Raw genomic sequence first — 19,779 nt, 5'->3', positions numbered from 1 at the left:
GGCTAAGCTAGTCGTTGCCAGTGGAGATGTCTGTGAGGTGATTCGTCAGGTGCCGGATAAGGCCATGACGCTCATCTTTACGTCGCCGCCCTACAACCTCGGCAAGGCCTATGAAACGCCGGTGGCGATCGAGGACTATCTCCAAAGCCAAAGCCAAGTGATTGCCGAGCTATATCGAGTGCTGCGGCCAGAGGGAAGTTTGTGCTGGCAAGTGGGGAATTTTGTTCAAGGGGGAGAGGTGTATCCCTTGGATATTTTGTTTTATCCCCTGTTCAAGCGGTTGGGTTTGAAGCTGCGCAATCGCATCATCTGGAAATTTGGCCATGGTCTCCATGCCACAAAGCGCTTTTCTGGCCGCTATGAAACGATTCTCTGGTTCACGAAGTCCGATCACTACATCTTTAATTTGGATGCCGTGCGTATTCCAGCCAAATATCCGGGGAAACGCCATTTCAAAGGTCCCAATAAGGGCAAACCCTCGGGCAATCCCTTGGGCAAAAATCCATCCGATGTCTGGGAAATCGTTCTTCAGGATTGGCAAGAACTGGTGTGGGATATTCCCAATGTCAAGTCCAATCATCCTGAAAAAACATTGCATCCCTGCCAGTTTCCCATTGAGTTAGTGGAGCGGTGCGTTCTCGCCCTCAGCCATGAAGGGGATTGGGTCTTTGACCCCTATATGGGGGTGGGATCATCCCTCTTGGCTGCCCTAATGCACAATCGGCGGGCGATGGGCTGTGAAAAGGAACCCACTTATGTCAACATTGCTCGCCAGCGGATTCAGGCCTATGAAAATGGCACCCTGCCCTACCGTCCCCTCGGCAGACCGGTGTACGCCCCCACAGGGCATGAGAAAATAGCCCAAGTTCCTGAAGAGTGGCAACAGTGAATTGGCGATCGCTCGATGAACGGGTACGCATTCAAGCCAAGTGGGTGACCTTGATTGCCGAGAAGTGGCTGACGGACACAGGTGAAACCCTAGAATACTGGCGGGTAGAAAAGGCGGACTCGGTGATTGTCCTGCCGCTGCAAGGGAAGGATTTAATCTGCTTGCCGCCAACCTTTCGGGTGGGGGTTCAGCGAGCTACGGTGGATTTTCCCGGTGGCAGAGTAGGGTCGGATCAAGATCTGATCGCGATCGTGCCGCAAATTTTGACACGGGAATTGGGAATTACCGCTAATGTCATTCAAGGAATCACCCCGATCAGTGAGCAGCCTTGGCTAGTCAATATACACCACCGTTTCCTCGCCGTGACTCTCTACCCATGTGTCGAGCTGCTGTTGATACGCTTGTCGCTCTGCCTCACACCGTTCTTGGTAACGTATCTGTTTTTCTTTCGAGTGATGCCCATCCGGTTGAGGGCATAACTAATGGTGGAAACTTGGACGCCAAATCGCTGGGCACGGTCGATTAAACGGTCATCGGGATGGGCAGCAACATCCGCTGCTAAGGCCGCCCAATCCAGCTTCCAAGGACGACGGAGGACAACTGTGGGGGCTAAGTCGTCTCGCTTCAGCCAGCGATGGATAGTGGCGCGGCTCACCTGAAAAATTTGAGTCGCTTCACTGATTTTGCCACCTTGCTTGATATAGGAGACAACCCGCTCTCGTAAGTCCAAGCTATAGCTCATATTCTTGAGTAACATTCATGACTCTTTGAGTATAGCCTATCCCTCTTGAAAATATCTCATCTCCTTTCGAAATGGCTATAACATTCATGACGCTTTGAGTATAGCCTATGCCTCTTGAAAATATCTCACTCCCTTTGGAAACAGCTATAGCTATACGTTGACATCTCCCCTATTGCCAAACTTTTATTTTCCCCTAGGGCAAATTTTTGAGCTATGAGCCTATCGGTCAATTATTGCTATAGAGGCTAAAGAGCGATCGAAAGTCGAAGAGACGAATCAACATTGGCCAAAAGGCATCTAGGCCATTGGGGGCTTTGGGTTTGTGCCACCATGTGAGGCCACCATAGAGCAGTTGTACGAGGTGCCGCTGTGCCTCATCACTGACCTCTAAAAACCGCAGGTAAATGCAGCACCGCTCCTCTTCAGTGCGGGTACGAACCACGGCTGCGGTGACGCTAAAGTCCTGTTCCAAAAAGGTCAGCGTGCCGACGGTATCTCTTTGGGCTTCGATAAAACGCCCTGCGGTCAGCAACAGGGCAGCACCAGTCTCCGACACATCGCGGGTATAGCCCCAGTAGGTTTGATCCCCCAGTTGGAAACGACATACGGTGCAAACGGGAAAGCGATCGCTCTGACGGCGGGTGGGCTGATCAATGGAGGACAGAACCGCAATCAAGGCAATAAAGGCGTTGTAGAGCGTCCAAGCCAGCATCACCTCTAAACCCGCCCGTTCATACTCCATTGGTGGCCAGATATGGAGCCAGTAACCCCCATAGCGGATAAAGACCCCCACCCCAACTGCAATCACAAACGCCGCCAGCGGCCATGTATAGCGCAAATTCAACCGCTTCCGATTGGAGAGGGTGCCCTTGTTAGTGACAATGCTGCCAATTTTACCGAAGGGATTGCGGAGGATTTTAATCAGTTGCACCATCCCCGGAAAGGCAAAGGTCACCTCATAGACTTCACCCCAGACGGAAAAATACCGCCCTTCTGTCGCCCAGCTAAAGGTGGCAATTACTAACAGCGTGTAGGGCAGGGCATAGAAAAGGTACTCACCCAATGTCGCCACCGTTAAGGAGATGCCTGTCATTAGGCTCAAAAACGGACCAACGAGAAAGCACGTGCGGATAAAGGGATTAATGTTGTGCAAGAGCAGCGAGAGGTGGCAACTGCGCTGAAACCACGACAGTTTTGACCAAATGGGGAGATCATCACCACAGAAATAGATTTGCATATTCCCCTGTAGCCAGCGCAGCCGTTGCTCCAGATGATCTTGGAAGTTGCGAGGAGACTCCCCCATGCTGAGGATTTCATTGAGGTAAACGAGGCGATAACCAGCGATCTGCATTTTGGTTCCCGTTTGGAAATCCTCGACCACACAGCGGGTGTAGTATCCGCCCACGGCTTCTAGGTCACGGCGGCGCACCACATAGGAGGTGCCACAGCAAATGATGGCGTTGCCAAAGTCCCGCCCTGGCTGAATAAAGCCAAAAAAGTACTCCATATCGCCGGGCATCATGAACTCAATGCCAAGGTTTTGGGAGTGGTAGTCAGGGTTAAAGAAGTGCTGGGGGGTCTGCACCATGGACACGTGATCATCTTGAAAGAAGCCCACGGTGCGGCTCAGGAAGTTCTGAAAGGGAATAAAGTCGGCATCAAAAACGGCAATCAGTTCACCAGTGGTGTATTTCAGGGCATGGTTGAGGTTCCCTGCTTTGCGGTGCTCATTGGTGGGACGGGTGAGATAGTTGACCCCCAGATGCTCACAGAGATCCGCAATTTCCGATCGCCGACCATCGTCGAGGACATAGATACTTTTATTCCTGTAGTTGATCGCCTGACAGGCCACAATCGTCCGCCGCAAAATATAGGGAGGCTCATTATAGGTGGGAATAAAAATATCCACACTGGGGCAGTATTCACCACTGAGAACTGCCTGCTGATAGTAATTGGCCTGTCGCGATCGCCATGCGGTCGTCAGCCATGCCGTCTGATAGAAGTAAAGCAAATAGGTGAAAAAGTAGAGCACCTCAAGACCATAGAAGCCAATACTGGCAGTAAAGCTCAACCAGTGGGCATCATTGAGCGTCACCCAGCCCCGCCACACCAGATAGCGGCAGCCAAAGAGAATAACAATGAAGCGAATGATCAGGCGGCTAACATTATTGCTGGGAATAAAATTGAGGGCAACTGCCATCACTGCTGCAAGGACAATGGGCCACCACACGCTTAAATCATCGGTGGGCATCTGCAGGAGGTCAGGCAGAGGCCGCAACTGATCGGGATTCACTAAATCAACGGGAAAGAGCGTCGGTCGCCACACCGTCGCCAACAGCACACCAAAGAGGAATAGGATGCTGAAAACAAAAAGACCCCAGACCCACGGTGAAACCAGTTGCGGGGGGGAAGTGGGCTTGGGTGGCTCATGGGTCATAAGGAGACCCCCTAGGGAAAAAAGAGGAAATTTAGGCCATCGTCGGCATTTGCAGGCGAGCAAAAATCATGCGGCCTGCCGAGGTTTGCAGGGCACTGGTCACAACCACCGACAACTGATCGCCAATGTGATCCACCCCCTCTTCGACAACCACCATCGTGCCATCCTCAAGGTAGCCCACCCCTTGCGCTGGTTCTTTCCCTTCCTTGAGAATCTTCAACTCCAGCGTATCGCCGGGGAGGTAGATGGGGCGCAGGGCTTGCGCTAACTCGTTGACGTTAAAGACATCCACTTTTTGGAAGCGGGCAACTTTGTTGAGATTCAAATCATTGGTGACAAGGGTGCCGTTGATTTCTTGGCACAGGCGCACCAGCTTGGCATCCACCGTTGTTAATTCTGGATAGTCTGCGGAGTGAATGACAATGCGATCGCCCAAACTGGCTTGGAGACGATTGAGAACATCGAGACCCCGCCGACCGCGAATCCGTTTTTGCTCATTCCCCGCATCGGCAATGAGTTGCAGCTCCTGAAGCACAAACTGGGGCACAATGATTTGCCCTTCGAGTACCCCGAGATTCAACAGTGCCTCAATGCGGCCATCAATAATGCAACTGGTGTCCAGTACCTTTGCTCGGGCAGGTTTGAGCATGCCCTCAGCCAAGAGACTGCTGGCAACGGCATTGGGGTTAATTAACCGCAGCAGGGCAGGCCCGTGACTATCGGCCAAGGTGGTTCCCGAATAGGCAAAGACAATACTGGTGAGAACAGCAATCAGGGGTTTAATAAAGGAAAAATCTTTGGGAATGGGCAACAGGAAAATCGGTGCCAGCATCAAGTTGGCCAAGAGCAACCCTACCACCAGACCCACGGCTCGCGACAAGAGCGTTTCTGGGGGCAATTGGCGGATACTGCGCTCAAGACGATGGTAAAGGGACTGCAACAATAAACCAAGGGCAATGCCAACAATGGCGCCAAAGCCAGCCATGACCCACTGCAATCCCCGCACATTGGCCACTTGAGCAAGAACCGTTTCTGGCAGAAGGTCAATGCTGTTGAAGCCAACGGCAATTCCCATCACGACGATAATGAGGAGTAAGATGGTATCGAGCATTAGTTCGCTCCTGTCGCGCTGGACATCTCCATAGGCCATTACTTTAGGATTATACTTTTTTCTCTTTTGCTGCGGTGTTGGGCTGCTGCATATCGAGATGGCGACTAATGCGGGTACCGGCTCGGATGCCCTCAGCTTCCGCTTGAGGCCCCAGAATGGCTCGTGCTACCATGCCACCGAGGGTCGCCCATAGCGTTTCCTTAGTGAAGGTTTGACTGGTTTTCACCCACCACTCTAGAAAAAGATGCAGGGATGGGGGAGGAGGTTCCTCAGGGGATGGCGCCGCCAACTGTCGCCCGAGATCTTCCCCCAGTTGCGAACCAACCATATTGCCCACTACGCGCCCGACGGTTTCGCCCACAGGCCCCAAGACCACTTGCCCTGCCAAACCGCCAGCAATTTCACCGGCGGTACCCCCGATTTTGTCACCGCTGTGAATCTCCAAGGCTTTCGCGACCCGTTCCGGCGTTGCCTCAAGGGCAGTAAATTGCAGTTGGGTGATTTGCTCCGTGGCTTCCATCCCTAATCGCGCACCAATCACACCGCCAACAAAGGTGCCCACTTGCACCCCCATGACCGCACCCGCAGGCCCCATAAACAGGCCACCCGCCGTTCCCCCCACCATGCCACCAAGAATATCGCCCACGTAGCCGCCCATGAGAAATCCGCCCATGGAGGTGAGTTTGTTGCCCACCTCTTCAGGTTCGAGATCAAAGGCGCGGGTGAGGTTTTGCAAGCCCTTATTGCCTTGGCCAATGATCTGGACATCCCCCCAAAATTGAATGGCCGCCAACAGTTGTAGGGGCGTGATTTGCTCGAGGTGATACTCAATGGTAATTGAGGCGGCAAGGGGGTTAACGTGAACAGATTTGATCCCTTGGAGGGTTTTCAGATAGGCACTCAGGGAATCGCGAAAGGCAGCATCCGTTTTCAGTTCTTGAATCCGCAATCGCAGGCGATCGCCCGTGAGGTGCATGACTTCGGCAATCGGCGCAGTTTCGGCAGTGGCCATGGGAAACCCACCCAATAGGCTCTAGCTGCCGTTGTAGCACGCGCACCAAAGTAAGGAGGAAGATCTGTCAAAATGTTAAGGGAATCACACACAGAGTGAATGACCATGACAGCCACGGTAAAGGTCGAACATCTCAAGAAGTCCTACGGTACCATTACAGCGGTGGCCGATGTCTCCTTTAGCGCCCATCAAGGGGAAATTTTTGGGGTGCTGGGGCCAAATGGCTCAGGGAAAACGACAACACTGCGCTGTCTGTGTACCCTCTCGCGACCAGATGCTGGGGTATTGGAAGTCTGTGGTCTTTCGGTTCTCCACCAACCTCATTTAGTGCGCCAAAAATTAGGCTATGTGGCTCAGGAGGTGGCGCTTGATAAAATCCTCACGGGTCAGGAATTTCTAGAATTACAGGCGGCGCTGTACCACATTCCCCGTGCCCTGATTCCAGAGCGCATTGAAGCAGTGCTGGCACGGTTGGATTTATTGGCATGGCGCGATCGCCAGTGTGGTACCTACTCGGGTGGCATTCGCAAACGCTTTGATCTCGCAGCAGGACTACTGCATCAACCCCAAGTGCTTGTCTTGGATGAACCCACCGTAGGCCTCGACATTGAAAGTCGCCAAGTGATTTGGGATGTGCTGCGGGATCTCAAGGCTCAAGGACTGACGATTATCTTGACCAGCCACTACCTTGAGGAAGTGGATCTCCTTAGCGATCGCTTGGCGATTCTGGATAAAGGGCGCGTCATTGCCAGCGGTTCGCCTGAGGAACTCAAGGCCAATATTGGGGGCGATCGCGTCACGTTGCGGGTACGAGAATTTACACCGCGTCAAGAGGCACAAATGGCCCAGACCCTTCTCAGTCAATTGGACTGCGTGAAATCGGCGCTGATTAATGCCAACCAAGGCAACTCCTTGAATCTGGTGGTCACAGATGCGGCTGTGGCGATCGCAGCCATTAGAACGGCGCTAGAGGAAGCAGGACTTCCCCTCTTTAGCGTGGCGCAGTCACGACCCAGTTTAGATGATGTCTATTTGGCCGCCACGGGTCAAACCCTCTTGGATGCCGACTTGGCAGCAGCGGCGCAGCGGGACAGCAAACAGTTGAAAAAAGAGGCCATGCAACGCTAATGGGGCAACCAATTCTTTGGGTTCATGGAGACTGCCTCGACCCCACGGCGCCCATCTTTGACCGCTATCCCCACGCGCCGGCCATTTTTGTCTGGGATGTAGCGCTCCTCAAGGAGTGGCAAATTCGCCTGAAGCGGCTGGTCTTTCTCTATGAGTGCCTGCTGGATCTCCCTGTGGCAATGTACCGGGGTGAGGTCGCTCCCTTGGTGAATGCCTTTGTTGAGGTGCACGGCGGCGATCGCGTGGTGACAATGGCCAGTCCTAGCCCGCGCTTTCGCGCCATTTGTCAGCAGTTGGCCTATCCAGTGGAGATCCTAGAGCCAGAACCCTTTGTCACGTTACCTGCCAATGCCGATTTGAAGCGATTCTTTCGTTATTGGAAGTTGGCAAAACCCCGCTTGGGACTATAAAAGATGCTGGCGATCGCCCGATCCCTTGAGAAGATGCCTTGGCAGCCGCGATTCTCCCTGTTGGATCGCTATATTCTGCGGGAGATGATTCGCCCCTTTGTCTTTGGTTTTGGCATTTTTACGGCGATCGCTGCCGTTATTGGTACAGTGTTCTACCTCATTCGCAATATGGTGGAGCACAACCTTGGCATCCTCAGTGCCCTTCAAGTCTTTTTTCTGCGTTTGCCCACCTTTGCGGTGCTGGGCATTCCCATGGCGATGCTCTTTGGTTCGCTCCTTGCCTATAGTCAACTCTCCCGTCGCAGTGAACTGATTGCTTGCAAAAGCTGTGGGGTGAGTCCGCTGCGTTTAGTGCGACCGGCGCTCCTAGCGGGGTTCTGTGCCTTGCTCTTTACCTTTGCCCTCAATGAACTGGTGGCTCCCCCCATGGCCTACCGCGCCATCAAGACCTTGGAAGTGGCGATTCAACGCCCGCAACCTACCTTTCAAACCCGCAATATCTTCTACCGTCGTTTTGCTGGGGGGCAGCTTCAGCAACTCTTTTTTGCCCATCGTTTTGATGGCGAGGTCATGGGTCAAGTGACGGTGTTGAACTTTGAGCAGGGGCAATTGCGAGAAATTATTACGGCGCAGGAAGCCCAGTGGCAGGGTTCGGCGTGGCTGTTTCGGCAGGGCACCTACCACCACCTGACCCGCGATCGCGACTATGACGTGGCCGAGACCTTCTCAGAACGAACATTTGCCTACCCCCGCACTCCCCTTGATTTGGCCATGGAAACGCGGGCACCAGAGTTTATGACCAGCCGCGAAATCTATCAGTACTTGCAAGTTTTGGCAGAAAGTGGCGATGCCAAACGTCTGCGGCAGTGGCGGGTGCAGTTGCAGGAAAAGCTCTCCCTTCCCGTTTTGTGCCTGAGTTTTGCCGTTGTCGGTGCCGTTTTGGGCATCAGTTCTCCTCGCCAAGGACAGGGGCGTGCCTTTGGTCTCAGTGTGGCGATTATTTTTGGCTATTATGTTGCTGCCTTTATTTTCACCGCCTTTGGCGAGGGGGGAGCAGTGTCGCCCATCGTGGCCAGTTGGTTACCGAAGGTTGTCGTCAGCGCGATCGCCCTCGGGATGCTCTATCATGCCAACCGTCACTAGTAGGGAATCTGCCAATAGCGACAGGCCGCATGGGCAAGGGTCATCACGCCCACAGGGATAGCTTGTTCGTCCACATCAAACTCCGGGTGATGCAGGGGATAGTTGGGGCGATCGCGAAACCCCACCCCAAGGCGAAACATCGCACCGGGGGCATGCTCTAGGTACAGGGCAAAATCCTCTGCCCCAAGGGACGGTTCCGGCAAAATATGCACATGGGGGGCACCCACCACATCAGTCGCCGCCTCTGCCAGCAGTTGCGATAGGTAGGGCGTATTTTCCACCCCCGGTACGCCCCGCCGATAGTGGAGTTGGTAACGGGCACCGTAGGCATGGCAGACATTGGCCACAATTTGCTCAATCCAAGTTGGGAGGGTGGCACGGGTTTCTGGATGGAGCGATCGCACCGTTCCCTGAAGCGTCACCTGATCGGCAATGACATTGGCAGCCCGTCCCCCTTGAATTTTGCCAAAGGTGACCACCACGGGTCGCAGGGGATTCTGCGTGCGGCTAATGGCCTGTTGCAAAGCACTGATCACTTGAGCGGCAATCCAAATCGCATCTACCGCTTCATGGGGGCGGGCACCGTGGCCCGATTCTCCCAAAATCGTTAACTCAATGTCATCGGCAGCCGCCGTCAACGCCCCATAGCGTACCGCTACTTCCCCCGCTGGAATGGTGGGAAACACATGGAGCGACAAAATGGCACTCACCTCTTTCATAGCGCCATCGGCAATCATCCAACTCGCCCCTTGGGCAATTTCTTCCGCTGGTTGAAAAATAAACCGCACCCGTCCGGGGAACTCCTCCTTGAGGGCTGCTAACACCATTGCCGTGCCCAGACCCACCGTGGTGTGGACATCATGACCACAGGCGTGCATCACCCCGCTATGTTTTGAGCTAAACTCGAGTCCAGTGCGCTCTTGAATCGGCAGGGCATCCATATCGGCGCGAATGGCCAAGAGCCGCTGTTCTTTAGGATTCCCCGCCAGTTCCGCAATCACCCCCACTTTGCCCACATCCTGCTGTACGGTTAAGCCGGCGGAGGAAAGTACCCCCGCCACGTAGGCAGCCGTTTGATGTTCTTGACCACTCAATTCGGGGTAGCGGTGCAGATGGCGACGAATTTCAATGAGACGGGGGGTGAGGGTTTGGGTAATCTGGCGAATCCGAGCAAGCATAGCGCAGCCGTGGCGATATTTTTGTATCCTATCGAATCTCAGGAATTGCCGGTTGCCCACTCCTGATAGGGGTGCTCCGCTAAGTAGGCATTGGTATAGCGGGGGTCGTCGGTCACCTCAAGGCCAATCCAAGGGGGTAGAGTCAGGGGATAGTGAGCACGGGGCAATTCAATTTCTGCCAAAATCAGGCCAGTACAGGCGCCAGTAAATTCATCCACTTCCCAACACAGATCACCCGCTGGAATACGATAGCGGTTTTTCTGGATGATGGGTTGTAGGCACAATTCCGCGAGGAGTTCCCTTGCATCAGCAACGGGGATAGCATACTCATACTCACGGCGTTGGCCACCGCTGGCTTTGCCCTTGATCGTGATCCATGCCTCCTCCCCCGCAAGACGCACCCGCACCGTGCGCTCAGGCACTGTGGACAGGTAGCCTTGGGCAAATTGGGACACACTTGTGACCAGCGATCGCCATTCTTCGCCTATGACAAGGAACTTGCGCTCAATTTCGATGCCCATTGCCTAGACCGCTGTGGTAAATGAACCGTGGAGACCATAGGGAATGTGGTGTTTCAAGCGCAATCGTGCCACTGGCCCGGCGCTAATGGCTGCCGCATCAAAGATGAGTAACTGCGATTTGTGGCAACTGGCATCATACACCACCTGCAAAAGCCAGCCATCTTCTTCCCCTTGGGCACCCTGCCAGAGAAAGTCACCCTTTTGCAGACCCCGCGGGACAAAAATGGGTTCACTGGCAAAGCCACGCGGCGCCGCCGACCAAAATTGTTCCTCGCCCGTCTGGCGATCGCACCGCCACAGAGCCTGGAGAGGCGCATTGGTTTTCGGATCATGCCCTGCCGCCAAATAGGTGTAGCGATAGGGTTGCCCCACCTTGGCCGGATGCACTACGGGAAATTCACAGGGGCGATCGCTGACCACTTGCCAATCCACCGCCTTGGTTTTGGGGTTCAATTGAATCCGCCACAGCAGGCTTGAGGGCAGCGCCGCAAAATTCACCTCCCGAAAATCCATGCCCGGTTCGAGATTGGGAAAGTGGCTGTAGGCAATGGACTCCACATGAATTTCATCCCCAGCTTCGTAGGCATTGGCATGGTGAAAGACAAAACAGGCGGGCATCGTCAACATCTGGGGAGTCCCACCCCGACGAGGCAGCAGCCAAACCCGTGTCGGTTCCTGCGCATGGAATTGAATGCACTGGGCAGCGCCCCGCAGTCCCAGCAGATAGGGCAGCGGATTTAACTGCACTGGATTTTGAAAGACAATGGCGTAGTTGGGGGTCAGGGCAAAGTCATGGATAAAAGCAAACCCCGGAATCTGAAATACGGGTTGCGAAACACACTGACCACTGACATCAAATTCATAGAGTGTAATGCGGGTGCTGAGGCCGGGCTTGACACCAAAATTCACGAGCCGCTGCGTCTGAGGATCAAAGCGGGGATGCGCTGCAAAGGCATCCCTCTCCTTGAGGAGACCCCCTAGGTTGTCGAGGCCAATGGTTTCTAGGGTCACAGGGTCAAGGCAGTAGGGCAGACCGGCTTCCCAGAGCGCCAGTAATTTGCCCCCCCAATAGATCACATGGGTATTGGCAATGTTTTTGACCCGGGTATCGAGGAAATTGGCCAGCCAGCCCCCCGGTTTTTGGGTGCCAAAGACACCGCGATAGAGAAGGCGATTGGCCTTTTCCTCCGCCAAAAATCCGGCGGTACGCACGTAGCGATTGCGAAAATGCACCCGTCCCTTCTCAAAGCGAAAAGCACAGATCATGCCGTCGCCATCAAAGGGATGGGCTAAGGGCACTCCCCCGCGCTCCAACCGTCCAGGGCCATTGCGGTAGAGCGTTCCCACCAAATCCGTGGGCACCGTACCTTCGACATCCTCAATCCAATAGTCATATTCTTGGGTGAGAGATTCGGTCCCCCCCCGCCAATCCGCCATCGTGTAGGGGCGATCTAAAACTCCAGTCATGAGACACTTGGCTCCAACTCAACAGTGACAGAGGATTGAGAGACGGGCGCCGGCACCTGCTGCGGCAACCAGTTCAACAGTGGTAGGGGCAATAGCGTACTCAGGTTGGTAATGAGCACCAGCAACCAGAGGCGATCGAAGTTATGCTCGGTAATCCCCAGCCAGTGGGTCAGCAGTGCCCCCAACTCATGGGAGACCAGATTGGCAAGGTTGCTAATGGACATCAGCAGCGCAAAGAGGGTGGCCTCAATCCCCGGCGGACACAGCCGCGCCGCCAACACGAGTACCGGCATAAAGGCAATCTGCCCCATAACTGCCAAAATGAGGCTATCCCCCAAGCTAAACCACTGGTCACTAATGCCCCATTGGCGATTGAGGTGGGTGACCAAAATCAAGCTAGAGAGTCCCAAAAGGGCTGAGAGAATCGTGCTCCAGAAAAAAATGGTACGAATGGGCAGCGTTTTCAAGTAGCGCTGGAAAATCCACACCCCCAAGAGGGAGGCGATGCTAGTGACAAGGCGCACCCGCCCCAAAAACTCCGCCTCAAAGCCCAATTCATTCGTTGTGAAGAAAAAGAAGGCTGATTCCGAGCCGGGGGTGGCTTGCCAGAGGAAGAGAAACGCCACCGGCAACCAAATCCGTTTTTGCATCATTGCTTGGCGCACACGGTTGATGTGCTCCCAAGTCTGACGCAGTTGAGGCCGAGCCGTAACCCGTGCTTCGGCGATCGCCCACGCAACCCCCGACATCAAGAGCGGAAACGCCGCTGTAATTTGAAACACTGTACGCGGACTAAACCACTGCAACAGTTGGCCACTAAAGTAAGCGGTGAGGATGCCCCCCACGGCAGTCGCTGCCCAGCTTAGGGATTGCAGCGTTCCCATTTCAGTGGCCGATTCTTGGCGTGCCCGTTCCACCACCAGTGAATCCACAATCACATCACTGAGGGCGATCGCGATCGAGGCTGCGAGAATCGCTGCCGTTGCCTGCCAAGGGCTAGCCACCCACGTCCCCAAGCTCAACCACGCCCCACAGCCCAGCAAGCCCGACAGGACAAGATAGGAACGGCGACGAAATCCCAAAAGCGGCACACTATCAGAAATGAGGCCAAACACCGGCTTAATGACCCAAGGCAGCGCAGCCACACCCATTAATGCTGCCACTTCCGCCGGCGACAGCCCCAACTCATCCTTAAAGAAAAAGCTAATGGCCAGCCGTGCTAAGCCCAACACCCCTTGGACAAAATACACCAGCAAAATGGCTAAGAGTTCGCCACTGGGTTCTTGCCCAAAAAGGAGCGTCTCCTTGAGCCACTGAAACCAGCGTTGAGGTTGCGAAGGTTGAACTAACATTACCAAATGTTAAGCAACAGCATTGCCTCCATCATATCCAGACAAGCTGAAAATTGCTAACACGGGTACTCTTCATTGGCTCCTAGACTCGCAAGAGACCCTAATGGCGGTTATTTGGCAACCTCCAGTTGATCGAGGCGCAGCCAAACTGTAGGGGTGGGCACTGGAAATTTAATCTGCGCATAGTCACCGCGAATCTCCACCACCTCACCCCGTCCCTCAAAGAGATAGGGGGGATAGCGATGATCACTGGCCAAGGCCTCAACACTGTTGGCCAATTTTTCAGCAACGACCTTTACCAAATCTCCCTTTTTAATCGCCATAGGAAACCCTAACGCTGCTCAGCCCACATTCTATCCTAAGGAGAATTGCCAAGGGCTTTAAGTCTGTTGATGAATCCAATTGCCAAACCTTAACCAAGGGGAAACGCCACCTCACTCCTTCACTGCCATTCATCGGGCACTGCCAAAACAGTAGCCCCCAGCAAATGAGCAACAAAAAGAACAGGGGTCTGAACCAAGACGAAGTTCTTTGGCGATAGACTACGCTTAAGCACCACACTACCTAAGGAAAGCCTTGCATGGATTGTATTCCAGTGATTCTATCCGGGGGATCAGGCAGTCGCCTTTGGCCCTTATCGCGCCAAGCCCACCCCAAACAGTTTATGCGTTTAACGAGCGAAGGCGCAAGTCTGCTGCAACAGACCTGGCAACGGTTACAGGGGTTCCCCCATCTTCATCCCCCGGTGATCGTGGCCAATGACGCCCATCGCTTTCTTGTGGCAGAACAATTTCAAGAGCTAGGGGTGACACCAACGCGGATTTTGCTTGAACCCTTGGGGCGCAATACGGCTCCTGCGATTACCCTTGCTGCGCTCTACGTCACAGACGTCCTCGCCACCGATGCCATTCTTTTGGTGCTACCAGCGGATCATTTAATTCAGGATGTTGCCGCCTTTCAGCAGGGGCTACAACGGGCACTGGCACCCGCCACCAAGGACTGGTTAGTGACCTTTGGCATTACCCCCACCTCTCCCCATACAGGCTACGGCTACATTCGGCGGGGGGAAGCTCTCAGTGAGGCCCACACCTATCGGGTGGCAGAGTTTGTCGAAAAACCCGATTTGGCAACGGCAGAGGCTTATCTAGCGGATGGCCATTACCTTTGGAATAGCGGTATGTTTCTCTTCCGCGCCCAGAGCTTCTTAGCAGAATTGGCACAGCAGCAGCCAGACATTTTGCACCATTGCCGCTTGGCACTGCGGGAGGGACAGGAGGATTTGGACTTTATCCGCTTGGCCAAAGCACCCTTGAGTCAGTGTCCCAGTTTATCGGTGGACTATGGGGTGATGGAAAAGACGCAAAAAGCAGCGGTAGTGCCCCTAGAGTGCGGCTGGAGTGATGTGGGGTCTTGGTCGAGTCTCTGGGAGGTGACACCCAAGGATGAATTTGGCAACAGTTGCCGTGGCGATGTTCTCACCTATGGCAGCAAAGATTGCTTTGTCCATAGTCAAAACCGCTTGGTTGCTCTACTGGGGGTGGAAAACCTCATTGTTGTAGAAACTGCTGATGCCGTTCTCATTGCCCATCAGGAGGCGGCACAACAGGTGAAACAAGTGGTGGAGCAACTGCAAGCCCAAAAGCGCAGTGAGGCTTACAATCATCGCGTAGTCTATCGCCCTTGGGGACACTACGACTCCATTGACACGGGTCATCGCTTTCAAGTGAAGCGGATTACGGTCAAGCCGGGGGCGAGTCTTTCGCTGCAACAGCACCATCACCGCGCAGAACATTGGATTGTTGTCAGTGGTACAGCGGAAGTTACCTGCAATGGCAAAACGTTTCTGCTGACGGAGAATGAGTCCACCTATATCCCTGTGGGCGCTGTGCACCGCTTGGCCAATCCGGGGAAAATTCCCCTTGAAATGATTGAAGTGCAGTCGGGAGCCTATCTTGGCGAAGATGATATTGTCCGCTTTGAGGATCGCTATGGTCGCGAGACAGGGCGATAACCGCTGGGCAAACCCTTAGACCGCTAGCCAAGCGATCGCCACCCCAAGGGCGGAACCAACGATGACTTGAATGGGGGTGTGCCCCAATAACTCCTTGAGGCGGGCTTCTGCCAATTCGTGCCCATCTTGGAAAAATTCATCAACAATTTGATTGAGAATGCGGGCTTGTTTACCAGCGGCTTGGCGCACCCCGGCCGCATCGTACATGACAATGCAGGCAAAGACAACGGCGATCGCAAACTCAATGCTATCCCAGCCCTGCTGCAGCCCTACCCCAGTCGCCAGAGCAGTAACCAAGGCGGAATGGGAACTGGGCATGCCCCCCGTTTCCACCAGAACGCGGAAATTGAGCTTGCGATGTTTGGCAATGTCAATCAGTAACTTGAGCATTTGGGCGATCGCGCTGGCGGCGAAAGCGACCCAGAGGACATGGTTAGCCAGTAGCTCACGAAGACCGTCCATCATGGTTACGGACAAGGACAAACTCTGCGCCCATCCTAACCCACTTCGGGATCGTTAATGGCTGCGGCTGGTAATGTAGTCGGCGATCGCCTGCAAAGGAATGGCGGCTGACCCATACACAGCCAACTCTGCCTTCGCCTCTGCCACCAAGCGTTCAGCCTCTTGGCGAGATTTTTCCAGACCCCACAGGCGCGGGTACGTCATTTTTTGGGCGGCCACATCTTTACCAACGGTTTTACCGAGGACATCGCGGGTCGAAGTAATATCCAAAATGTCATCCACAATCTGGAACGCCAAGCCAATATTTGCCGCATAGCGCGACAGGCGAGCCACATCAGATTCATTCGCCCCCGTCAGTAATGCCCCAGAAACCACAGAGGCCTCCAGTAATGCCCCCGTTTTGTGGGAGTGGATAAAGTGCAGCGTTTCTAGACCAATGTTCGGCTGCCCTTCACACTCCAAGTCCACCACTTGACCGCCCACCAATCCCGTTGCTGCCACCGCATGCCCCAACCGCGCCACAATTTTCAGCAGATACTCTGCGGGCACGTTTTTCGTTTGTTCCACCACATATTCAAAAGCATAGGCCAGTAAGCCATCCCCCGCCAGAATGGCAATATCTTCGCCATAGACTTTGTGATTTGTGGGCTTGCCGCGACGGTAGTCATCATTGTCCATAGCTGGCAGATCATCGTGGATCAGCGACATCGTGTGGATCATCTCTAGGGCACAGGCGGTGGGCATGGCCATTTCCACGGTGCCCCCCATCAGTTCACAGGTGGCCAAGCAAAGAATCGGGCGCAGCCGTTTGCCCCCCGCCATCAGTGAATAGCGCATCGCATCATAAATTTTCTCTGGGTAGGCAACGGGGATCGAGGCTTCGAGGGCTGCTTCCACAAGGGCTTGGCGTTCTTTGAGGTAGGCTTTGAGATCAAATGTGCCGGCGGGATGGACTTGGGGGGGATCAGCGGAAATCATGAACAACTCCTCAGCGTGCGGGCGGCATAGAGGTCAACGAGAGCAGGGGCTTGTGCCAGTTGTGACGGCGACAATAGCTCCATACAGTATTGTGCAACAACATGGCAACGGTCATCGGACCGACGCCCCCCGGAACAGGGGTAATATAACTGGCCACAGCACAGGCAGCCTCATAGTCCACATCGCCCCAGAGACTCGATTTACCGTCGGGGCGTTGAATGCGATTAATCCCGACATCAATGACCACTGCCCCCGGCCGAATCATGTCGGCAGTAATCCGCCGCGGCTGTCCCATCGCTGTGACTAAAATCTCAGCACTACGGGTGACACTGGCAAGATCACGGGTGCGCGAGTGGGCGATCGTCACCGTTGCATTGGCAGTGAGTAACATCAAGGCCAAGGGCTTGCCGACCAAAATACTGCGACCCACGACCACTGCCGAGCGACCTGCAACATCAATGCCATAGGCGGCCAAAAGCTGCATCACTCCAGCAGGCGTACAACTGCGCAGTCCCGGTTCATCGCGCACGAGCCGACCGAGATTTTCGGGATGCAGGCCATCCACATCTTTATCCGGATGAATCGCGTATAGCAGGGGACGGGGATCAAGGTGGGGTGGTAGGGGTAATTGCAGCAGAATGCCATCCACCCGTTCGTCCTGATTTAGCTCAGTAATTCTGGCCAATAAATCCGCTTCTGTAATGGTGGCCGGTAAATGGGCACCAAAGGATTGAATCCCGACGCGGCCACAGGCTTGTTCTTTGGCACGGACATACACGGCACTGGCGGGATCATCACCAACCCGCAACACGGCCAACCCGGGCGATCGCCCCCACTGGGCTTGAAACGTCCGCACATGATCAGCCAACTGGCGTTCAATGGACTGGGCTAAGGATTTGCCATCAAGGCAGGCAGCGGAGTTTGCAACCAAAGGACACCTTAAAAATTGATCAATCACGAAAGTCTAGGGTTGAGTTGCCGAATGCGTTTCCATCGGTTGGCAACAACATCGAATTAGTTTACCTCAAACAGGGAGCACCAAGGCTAGCATTGATCAAGTTCTCTCTGCTAAGCCACCGCAGATAGGGAATTGCGCCAGAAGAGTTAACGAATTGTGTCAAAGGCTTAAGAATCGCTAGGGGCGATCGCCCGAAGGGGAGGTTCGCTCCACTTGAATTTTGGCAATGGCAGGGGTAGTACACAGGTAGGTCAGCACATCCTCCGCACTCATCAGGCGCTTGAGCACCACTTGGCCAATGGTTGAGGCCGGGTCAGGATGGCTGGGCTTCACTTCTACCATGAGAACCATCTCCTCCACTTGGTACAGCCAGAGCTTTTCCTCCCCCTCTAGAATGTAGAGACAGGTACGGGTGATCACGGGCGATCGCCGCCACGCTTGCTCATTCCAGAGGCCTTGGGGTTCCCACACGCGGCCAATCTGCCACCCCTCAGTGAGGAAAAAGTATTTCATGCCACGGGTGGCGATTCATTCCCTTGGGCACTGGCGGTCTCCTCAGGTTCCATAGAATTAAAACAAGCTGCCGCTATCAGCAAAAAAGGCGTTCCTGGCACTAGGGGTAAAATGAAGCCGACAACCCCAATAATTCCAAAAATCACACCAAGAACCATACGTGCTGTATTACGGATGCTTTTAGTCACAGGCATTCCCTTCGAGTTGCAATCGGCGAGGATGATTCACCTCTAACGTAGCCTGAACCTTGCTTTTTCACAAGTTGCTGGTGCTAAGCTTTATCGAGAATCGCATCCCGCAGATCCATGCTGTCCATTTCTGCTTTATAGAGGTTTGCCCCCTTAAAGTTAGCACGGCGGGCATTGGCCTTCGACATCTTGGCCGCAATGAGAACCGCATATTCAAAGTTGGCCTCAATGAGACTGGCACTTTCGAGAATCGCTTCTTGCAAAATTGCGCTCTTGAGATCGGCCAAGTGCAGGTTGGCCTGAAAGAGATTGGCACGGGTGAGGTTGGCATAGGCAAGGGTCGCTTCCACTAGGCTCACTCGCCGCAGTAGCGTGCCCACCAAGTTGGCTTGGCGCAGATCGGCCATGGCAATATTTGACTTGTAGAGATCAGCACCCGCTAAGGTAGCCCGTTGTAAACAGGCCCCCTGCAAATCTGCCTCAATCAGGTCACTCATGTAGAGGTTTGCTCCCGCCATGTAGGCATCCTTGAGGAGGGCATGGCGCAGATCCGCACCTGCCAAATTGGCCTGATCAAGATTGGCATTGGTGAGGTTGTACAACTCCAAATTGGCGCCCGTTAAATCTGCCTGTCCCAGATCAGGGCGAATATCACTGTTTTGCTCCCGCCATTGATTCCAAGCGGTAACCCCCTGCTTGAGAAGCTGAAGATGTTGGGGATTGGCCACGGCAGTTATCCTTGGGCACTCGGATCAGTGTTTTGATAACCGTAAAAATCAATGCGATAGTCAACAATTTTCACGCCAGTTTTTGCTTCAATCTCAGCAATGAGAGAGGGGGGTAGCTCAACATGAACGTCAATAATTTTCTGGCTATCGAGACAATTGACATGGCTGTGACTATCACTGATATTGCCGTAAAGGCGCCCATCGGCACGCTCAACGCACTCAATAATGCCATGCTCGGAAAGGGCTTCGAGATTCTGATATACAGAGGTATGGCCGATGTCTTTGCCGGCTTGATTCAGGCGATCGTAGATCTGCCGCGCTGAGAGGTGATCCTTGGCATCCCAGAGCAGTTCAAGAATGGCACGCCGCTGCCGACTCAGCCGCAATCCAAGCCGCTGACAGCGATCGATCGCATCCTCAAGGGAACGAATGGGGGGTAGGGGACTGGGAGCAGGAGACGTGAACACGGCGCTATCCTAAAAAATAAAATTCAAACAGCAGATTTTGCTTAGCTAAGTAGCCTATTGCAGTTAAATCGCAGTTTTAGGGTT

General features: G+C 54.1%; 22 protein-coding genes. 6 read left to right on the top strand and 16 right to left on the bottom strand.

The genetic code is table 11. The features are described 5' to 3' along the window. Positions 1–64: 64 nt before the first annotated feature. Together RHJ31_RS05715 and RHJ31_RS05710 are read left to right on the top strand one after the other, a co-directional pair. The gene (locus tag RHJ31_RS05715; RefSeq protein WP_206201684.1) at positions 65–889 is read left to right on the top strand and encodes a site-specific DNA-methyltransferase; all 825 of its coding nucleotides are present in this window, start codon (positions 65–67) and stop codon (positions 887–889) included. Beyond that, positions 877–1,368, top strand: a complete 492-nt coding sequence (locus RHJ31_RS05710) for a hypothetical protein (RefSeq protein WP_302677679.1) — start codon at positions 877–879, stop codon at positions 1,366–1,368. Before RHJ31_RS05715 ends, RHJ31_RS05710 begins: the two co-directional genes overlap by 13 nt. On the opposite strand, the gene RHJ31_RS13240 is transcribed toward RHJ31_RS05710, so the two are convergent. From RHJ31_RS13240 to RHJ31_RS05695, 4 genes are all read right to left on the bottom strand, one after another. After that, entirely contained in the window at positions 1,260–1,631 is a 372-nt protein-coding gene (locus RHJ31_RS13240; protein WP_399375700.1) for an IS630 transposase-related protein, read from the bottom strand. The genes RHJ31_RS05710 and RHJ31_RS13240 overlap by 109 nt on opposite strands. A gap of 226 nt (positions 1,632–1,857) precedes the next feature. Continuing rightward, positions 1,858–4,068, bottom strand: coding sequence for a glycosyltransferase (locus tag RHJ31_RS05705; protein WP_302677678.1), 2,211 nt, complete (start codon positions 4,066–4,068; stop codon positions 1,858–1,860). Positions 4,069–4,099: 31 nt separating this feature from the next. After that, entirely contained in the window at positions 4,100–5,179 is a 1,080-nt protein-coding gene (locus RHJ31_RS05700; RefSeq protein ID WP_149819124.1) for a PIN/TRAM domain-containing protein, read from the bottom strand. Between the two features lie 49 nt (positions 5,180–5,228). Further along, a complete protein-coding gene (locus RHJ31_RS05695; RefSeq protein ID WP_206200065.1) occupies positions 5,229–6,191 on the bottom strand; it encodes an HMA2 domain-containing protein in 963 nt (320 codons plus the stop codon). Positions 6,192–6,296: 105 nt separating this feature from the next. Between RHJ31_RS05695 and RHJ31_RS05690 the strand changes: the two genes are divergently transcribed. From RHJ31_RS05690 to RHJ31_RS05680, 3 genes are read left to right on the top strand one after another with little or no spacing between them, the layout of a single operon-like run. After that, complete coding sequence (locus tag RHJ31_RS05690; protein WP_302677677.1) at positions 6,297–7,319, top strand: ATP-binding cassette domain-containing protein; 1,023 nt, start codon at positions 6,297–6,299, stop codon at positions 7,317–7,319. Beyond that, the gene (locus RHJ31_RS05685) at positions 7,319–7,729 is read left to right on the top strand and encodes a hypothetical protein (protein WP_302677676.1); all 411 of its coding nucleotides are present in this window, start codon (positions 7,319–7,321) and stop codon (positions 7,727–7,729) included. Before RHJ31_RS05690 ends, RHJ31_RS05685 begins: the two co-directional genes overlap by 1 nt. A 3-nt stretch (positions 7,730–7,732) precedes the next feature. Then, positions 7,733–8,872, top strand: a complete 1,140-nt coding sequence (locus RHJ31_RS05680; RefSeq protein WP_206200068.1) for an LptF/LptG family permease — start codon at positions 7,733–7,735, stop codon at positions 8,870–8,872. On the opposite strand, the gene RHJ31_RS05675 is transcribed toward RHJ31_RS05680, so the two are convergent. The 5 genes from RHJ31_RS05675 to ndhO form a co-directional block, all read right to left on the bottom strand. Continuing rightward, on the bottom strand, positions 8,869–10,050 hold the full coding sequence (locus RHJ31_RS05675; protein ID WP_302677674.1) for a M20 family metallopeptidase: 1,182 nt from the start codon (positions 10,048–10,050) through the stop codon (positions 8,869–8,871). The genes RHJ31_RS05680 and RHJ31_RS05675 overlap by 4 nt on opposite strands. 38 nt (positions 10,051–10,088) lie before the next feature. Further along, complete coding sequence (locus tag RHJ31_RS05670) at positions 10,089–10,571, bottom strand: CYTH domain-containing protein (RefSeq protein WP_206200070.1); 483 nt, start codon at positions 10,569–10,571, stop codon at positions 10,089–10,091. 3 nt (positions 10,572–10,574) lie between these two features. Further along, on the bottom strand, positions 10,575–12,038 hold the full coding sequence (locus RHJ31_RS05665) for a carotenoid oxygenase family protein (protein ID WP_302677673.1): 1,464 nt from the start codon (positions 12,036–12,038) through the stop codon (positions 10,575–10,577). Then, positions 12,035–13,390, bottom strand: a complete 1,356-nt coding sequence (locus RHJ31_RS05660) for a folate/biopterin family MFS transporter (RefSeq protein ID WP_302677672.1) — start codon at positions 13,388–13,390, stop codon at positions 12,035–12,037. Before RHJ31_RS05660 ends, RHJ31_RS05665 begins: the two co-directional genes overlap by 4 nt. A gap of 110 nt (positions 13,391–13,500) precedes the next feature. Then, the gene (gene ndhO / locus RHJ31_RS05655) at positions 13,501–13,713 is read right to left on the bottom strand and encodes a photosynthetic/respiratory NAD(P)H-quinone oxidoreductase subunit O (protein WP_181494778.1); all 213 of its coding nucleotides are present in this window, start codon (positions 13,711–13,713) and stop codon (positions 13,501–13,503) included. Between the two features lie 257 nt (positions 13,714–13,970). Between ndhO and RHJ31_RS05650 the strand changes: the two genes are divergently transcribed. Next, positions 13,971–15,401, top strand: a complete 1,431-nt coding sequence (locus tag RHJ31_RS05650; RefSeq protein ID WP_302677671.1) for a mannose-1-phosphate guanylyltransferase/mannose-6-phosphate isomerase — start codon at positions 13,971–13,973, stop codon at positions 15,399–15,401. A gap of 15 nt (positions 15,402–15,416) precedes the next feature. Here RHJ31_RS05650 and RHJ31_RS05645 read toward each other — a convergent pair whose 3' ends face one another. The 7 genes from RHJ31_RS05645 to RHJ31_RS05615 all read right to left on the bottom strand — a co-directional run bounded on the left by RHJ31_RS05645 (position 15,417) and on the right by RHJ31_RS05615 (position 19,695). Beyond that, entirely contained in the window at positions 15,417–15,866 is a 450-nt protein-coding gene (locus tag RHJ31_RS05645; protein ID WP_302677670.1) for a divergent PAP2 family protein, read from the bottom strand. A 51-nt stretch (positions 15,867–15,917) separates the two neighbouring features. After that, positions 15,918–16,841 carry a geranylgeranyl diphosphate synthase CrtE gene (crtE, locus tag RHJ31_RS05640; RefSeq protein WP_302677669.1) on the bottom strand — a complete coding sequence of 308 codons (924 nt, stop codon included), beginning with the start codon at positions 16,839–16,841 and terminating at the stop codon, positions 15,918–15,920. Between the two features lie 10 nt (positions 16,842–16,851). Next, entirely contained in the window at positions 16,852–17,772 is a 921-nt protein-coding gene (gene folD, locus RHJ31_RS05635) for a bifunctional methylenetetrahydrofolate dehydrogenase/methenyltetrahydrofolate cyclohydrolase FolD (RefSeq protein ID WP_302677668.1), read from the bottom strand. A 204-nt stretch (positions 17,773–17,976) separates the two neighbouring features. Next, positions 17,977–18,312, bottom strand: coding sequence for a hypothetical protein (locus tag RHJ31_RS05630; RefSeq protein ID WP_149819148.1), 336 nt, complete (start codon positions 18,310–18,312; stop codon positions 17,977–17,979). Further along, entirely contained in the window at positions 18,309–18,470 is a 162-nt protein-coding gene (locus RHJ31_RS05625; RefSeq protein WP_226972028.1) for a DUF454 family protein, read from the bottom strand. The genes RHJ31_RS05630 and RHJ31_RS05625 overlap by 4 nt, the downstream gene beginning before the upstream one ends. Positions 18,471–18,583: 113 nt before the next feature. After that, a complete protein-coding gene (locus RHJ31_RS05620) occupies positions 18,584–19,228 on the bottom strand; it encodes a pentapeptide repeat-containing protein (protein WP_302677667.1) in 645 nt (214 codons plus the stop codon). A 5-nt stretch (positions 19,229–19,233) separates the two neighbouring features. Further along, positions 19,234–19,695: a Fur family transcriptional regulator gene (locus RHJ31_RS05615; RefSeq protein ID WP_206200077.1), complete on the bottom strand. Its 462-nt coding sequence runs from the start codon at positions 19,693–19,695 to the stop codon at positions 19,234–19,236. Positions 19,696–19,779: the final 84 nt, after the last annotated feature.

The sequence above is a fragment of the Thermosynechococcus sp. JY1331 genome (genome assembly GCF_031583475.1).
Lineage (GTDB): Bacteria > Cyanobacteriota > Cyanobacteriia > Thermosynechococcales > Thermosynechococcaceae > Thermosynechococcus.
Note: the sequence above shows the minus strand (reverse complement) of the source record. Positions and strands in the feature narration are given on the sequence as shown.

What these genes read in the sequence shown, in the direction of transcription:
- RHJ31_RS05665 (WP_302677673.1), bottom strand. Translation starts at nt 12,038, where the DNA reads ATGACTGGAGTTTTAGATCGCCCCTACACGATGGCGGATTGGCGGGGG.
- RHJ31_RS05685 (WP_302677676.1), top strand. Translation starts at nt 7,319, where the DNA reads ATGGGGCAACCAATTCTTTGGGTTCATGGAGACTGCCTCGACCCCACG.
- RHJ31_RS05660 (WP_302677672.1), bottom strand. Translation starts at nt 13,390, where the DNA reads ATGTTAGTTCAACCTTCGCAACCTCAACGCTGGTTTCAGTGGCTCAAG.
- RHJ31_RS05695 (WP_206200065.1), bottom strand. Translation starts at nt 6,191, where the DNA reads ATGGCCACTGCCGAAACTGCGCCGATTGCCGAAGTCATGCACCTCACG.
- RHJ31_RS05690 (WP_302677677.1), top strand. Translation starts at nt 6,297, where the DNA reads ATGACAGCCACGGTAAAGGTCGAACATCTCAAGAAGTCCTACGGTACC.
- RHJ31_RS13240 (WP_399375700.1), bottom strand. Translation starts at nt 1,631, where the DNA reads ATGAGCTATAGCTTGGACTTACGAGAGCGGGTTGTCTCCTATATCAAG.
- RHJ31_RS05670 (WP_206200070.1), bottom strand. Translation starts at nt 10,571, where the DNA reads ATGGGCATCGAAATTGAGCGCAAGTTCCTTGTCATAGGCGAAGAATGG.
- RHJ31_RS05630 (WP_149819148.1), bottom strand. Translation starts at nt 18,312, where the DNA reads ATGAAATACTTTTTCCTCACTGAGGGGTGGCAGATTGGCCGCGTGTGG.
- RHJ31_RS05680 (WP_206200068.1), top strand. Translation starts at nt 7,733, where the DNA reads ATGCTGGCGATCGCCCGATCCCTTGAGAAGATGCCTTGGCAGCCGCGA.
- RHJ31_RS05650 (WP_302677671.1), top strand. Translation starts at nt 13,971, where the DNA reads ATGGATTGTATTCCAGTGATTCTATCCGGGGGATCAGGCAGTCGCCTT.
- RHJ31_RS05645 (WP_302677670.1), bottom strand. Translation starts at nt 15,866, where the DNA reads ATGATGGACGGTCTTCGTGAGCTACTGGCTAACCATGTCCTCTGGGTC.
- RHJ31_RS05705 (WP_302677678.1), bottom strand. Translation starts at nt 4,068, where the DNA reads ATGACCCATGAGCCACCCAAGCCCACTTCCCCCCCGCAACTGGTTTCA.
- RHJ31_RS05700 (WP_149819124.1), bottom strand. Translation starts at nt 5,179, where the DNA reads ATGCTCGATACCATCTTACTCCTCATTATCGTCGTGATGGGAATTGCC.
- RHJ31_RS05675 (WP_302677674.1), bottom strand. Translation starts at nt 10,050, where the DNA reads ATGCTTGCTCGGATTCGCCAGATTACCCAAACCCTCACCCCCCGTCTC.
- RHJ31_RS05715 (WP_206201684.1), top strand. Translation starts at nt 65, where the DNA reads ATGACGCTCATCTTTACGTCGCCGCCCTACAACCTCGGCAAGGCCTAT.
- ndhO (WP_181494778.1), bottom strand. Translation starts at nt 13,713, where the DNA reads ATGGCGATTAAAAAGGGAGATTTGGTAAAGGTCGTTGCTGAAAAATTG.
- crtE (WP_302677669.1), bottom strand. Translation starts at nt 16,841, where the DNA reads ATGATTTCCGCTGATCCCCCCCAAGTCCATCCCGCCGGCACATTTGAT.
- RHJ31_RS05625 (WP_226972028.1), bottom strand. Translation starts at nt 18,470, where the DNA reads ATGGTTCTTGGTGTGATTTTTGGAATTATTGGGGTTGTCGGCTTCATT.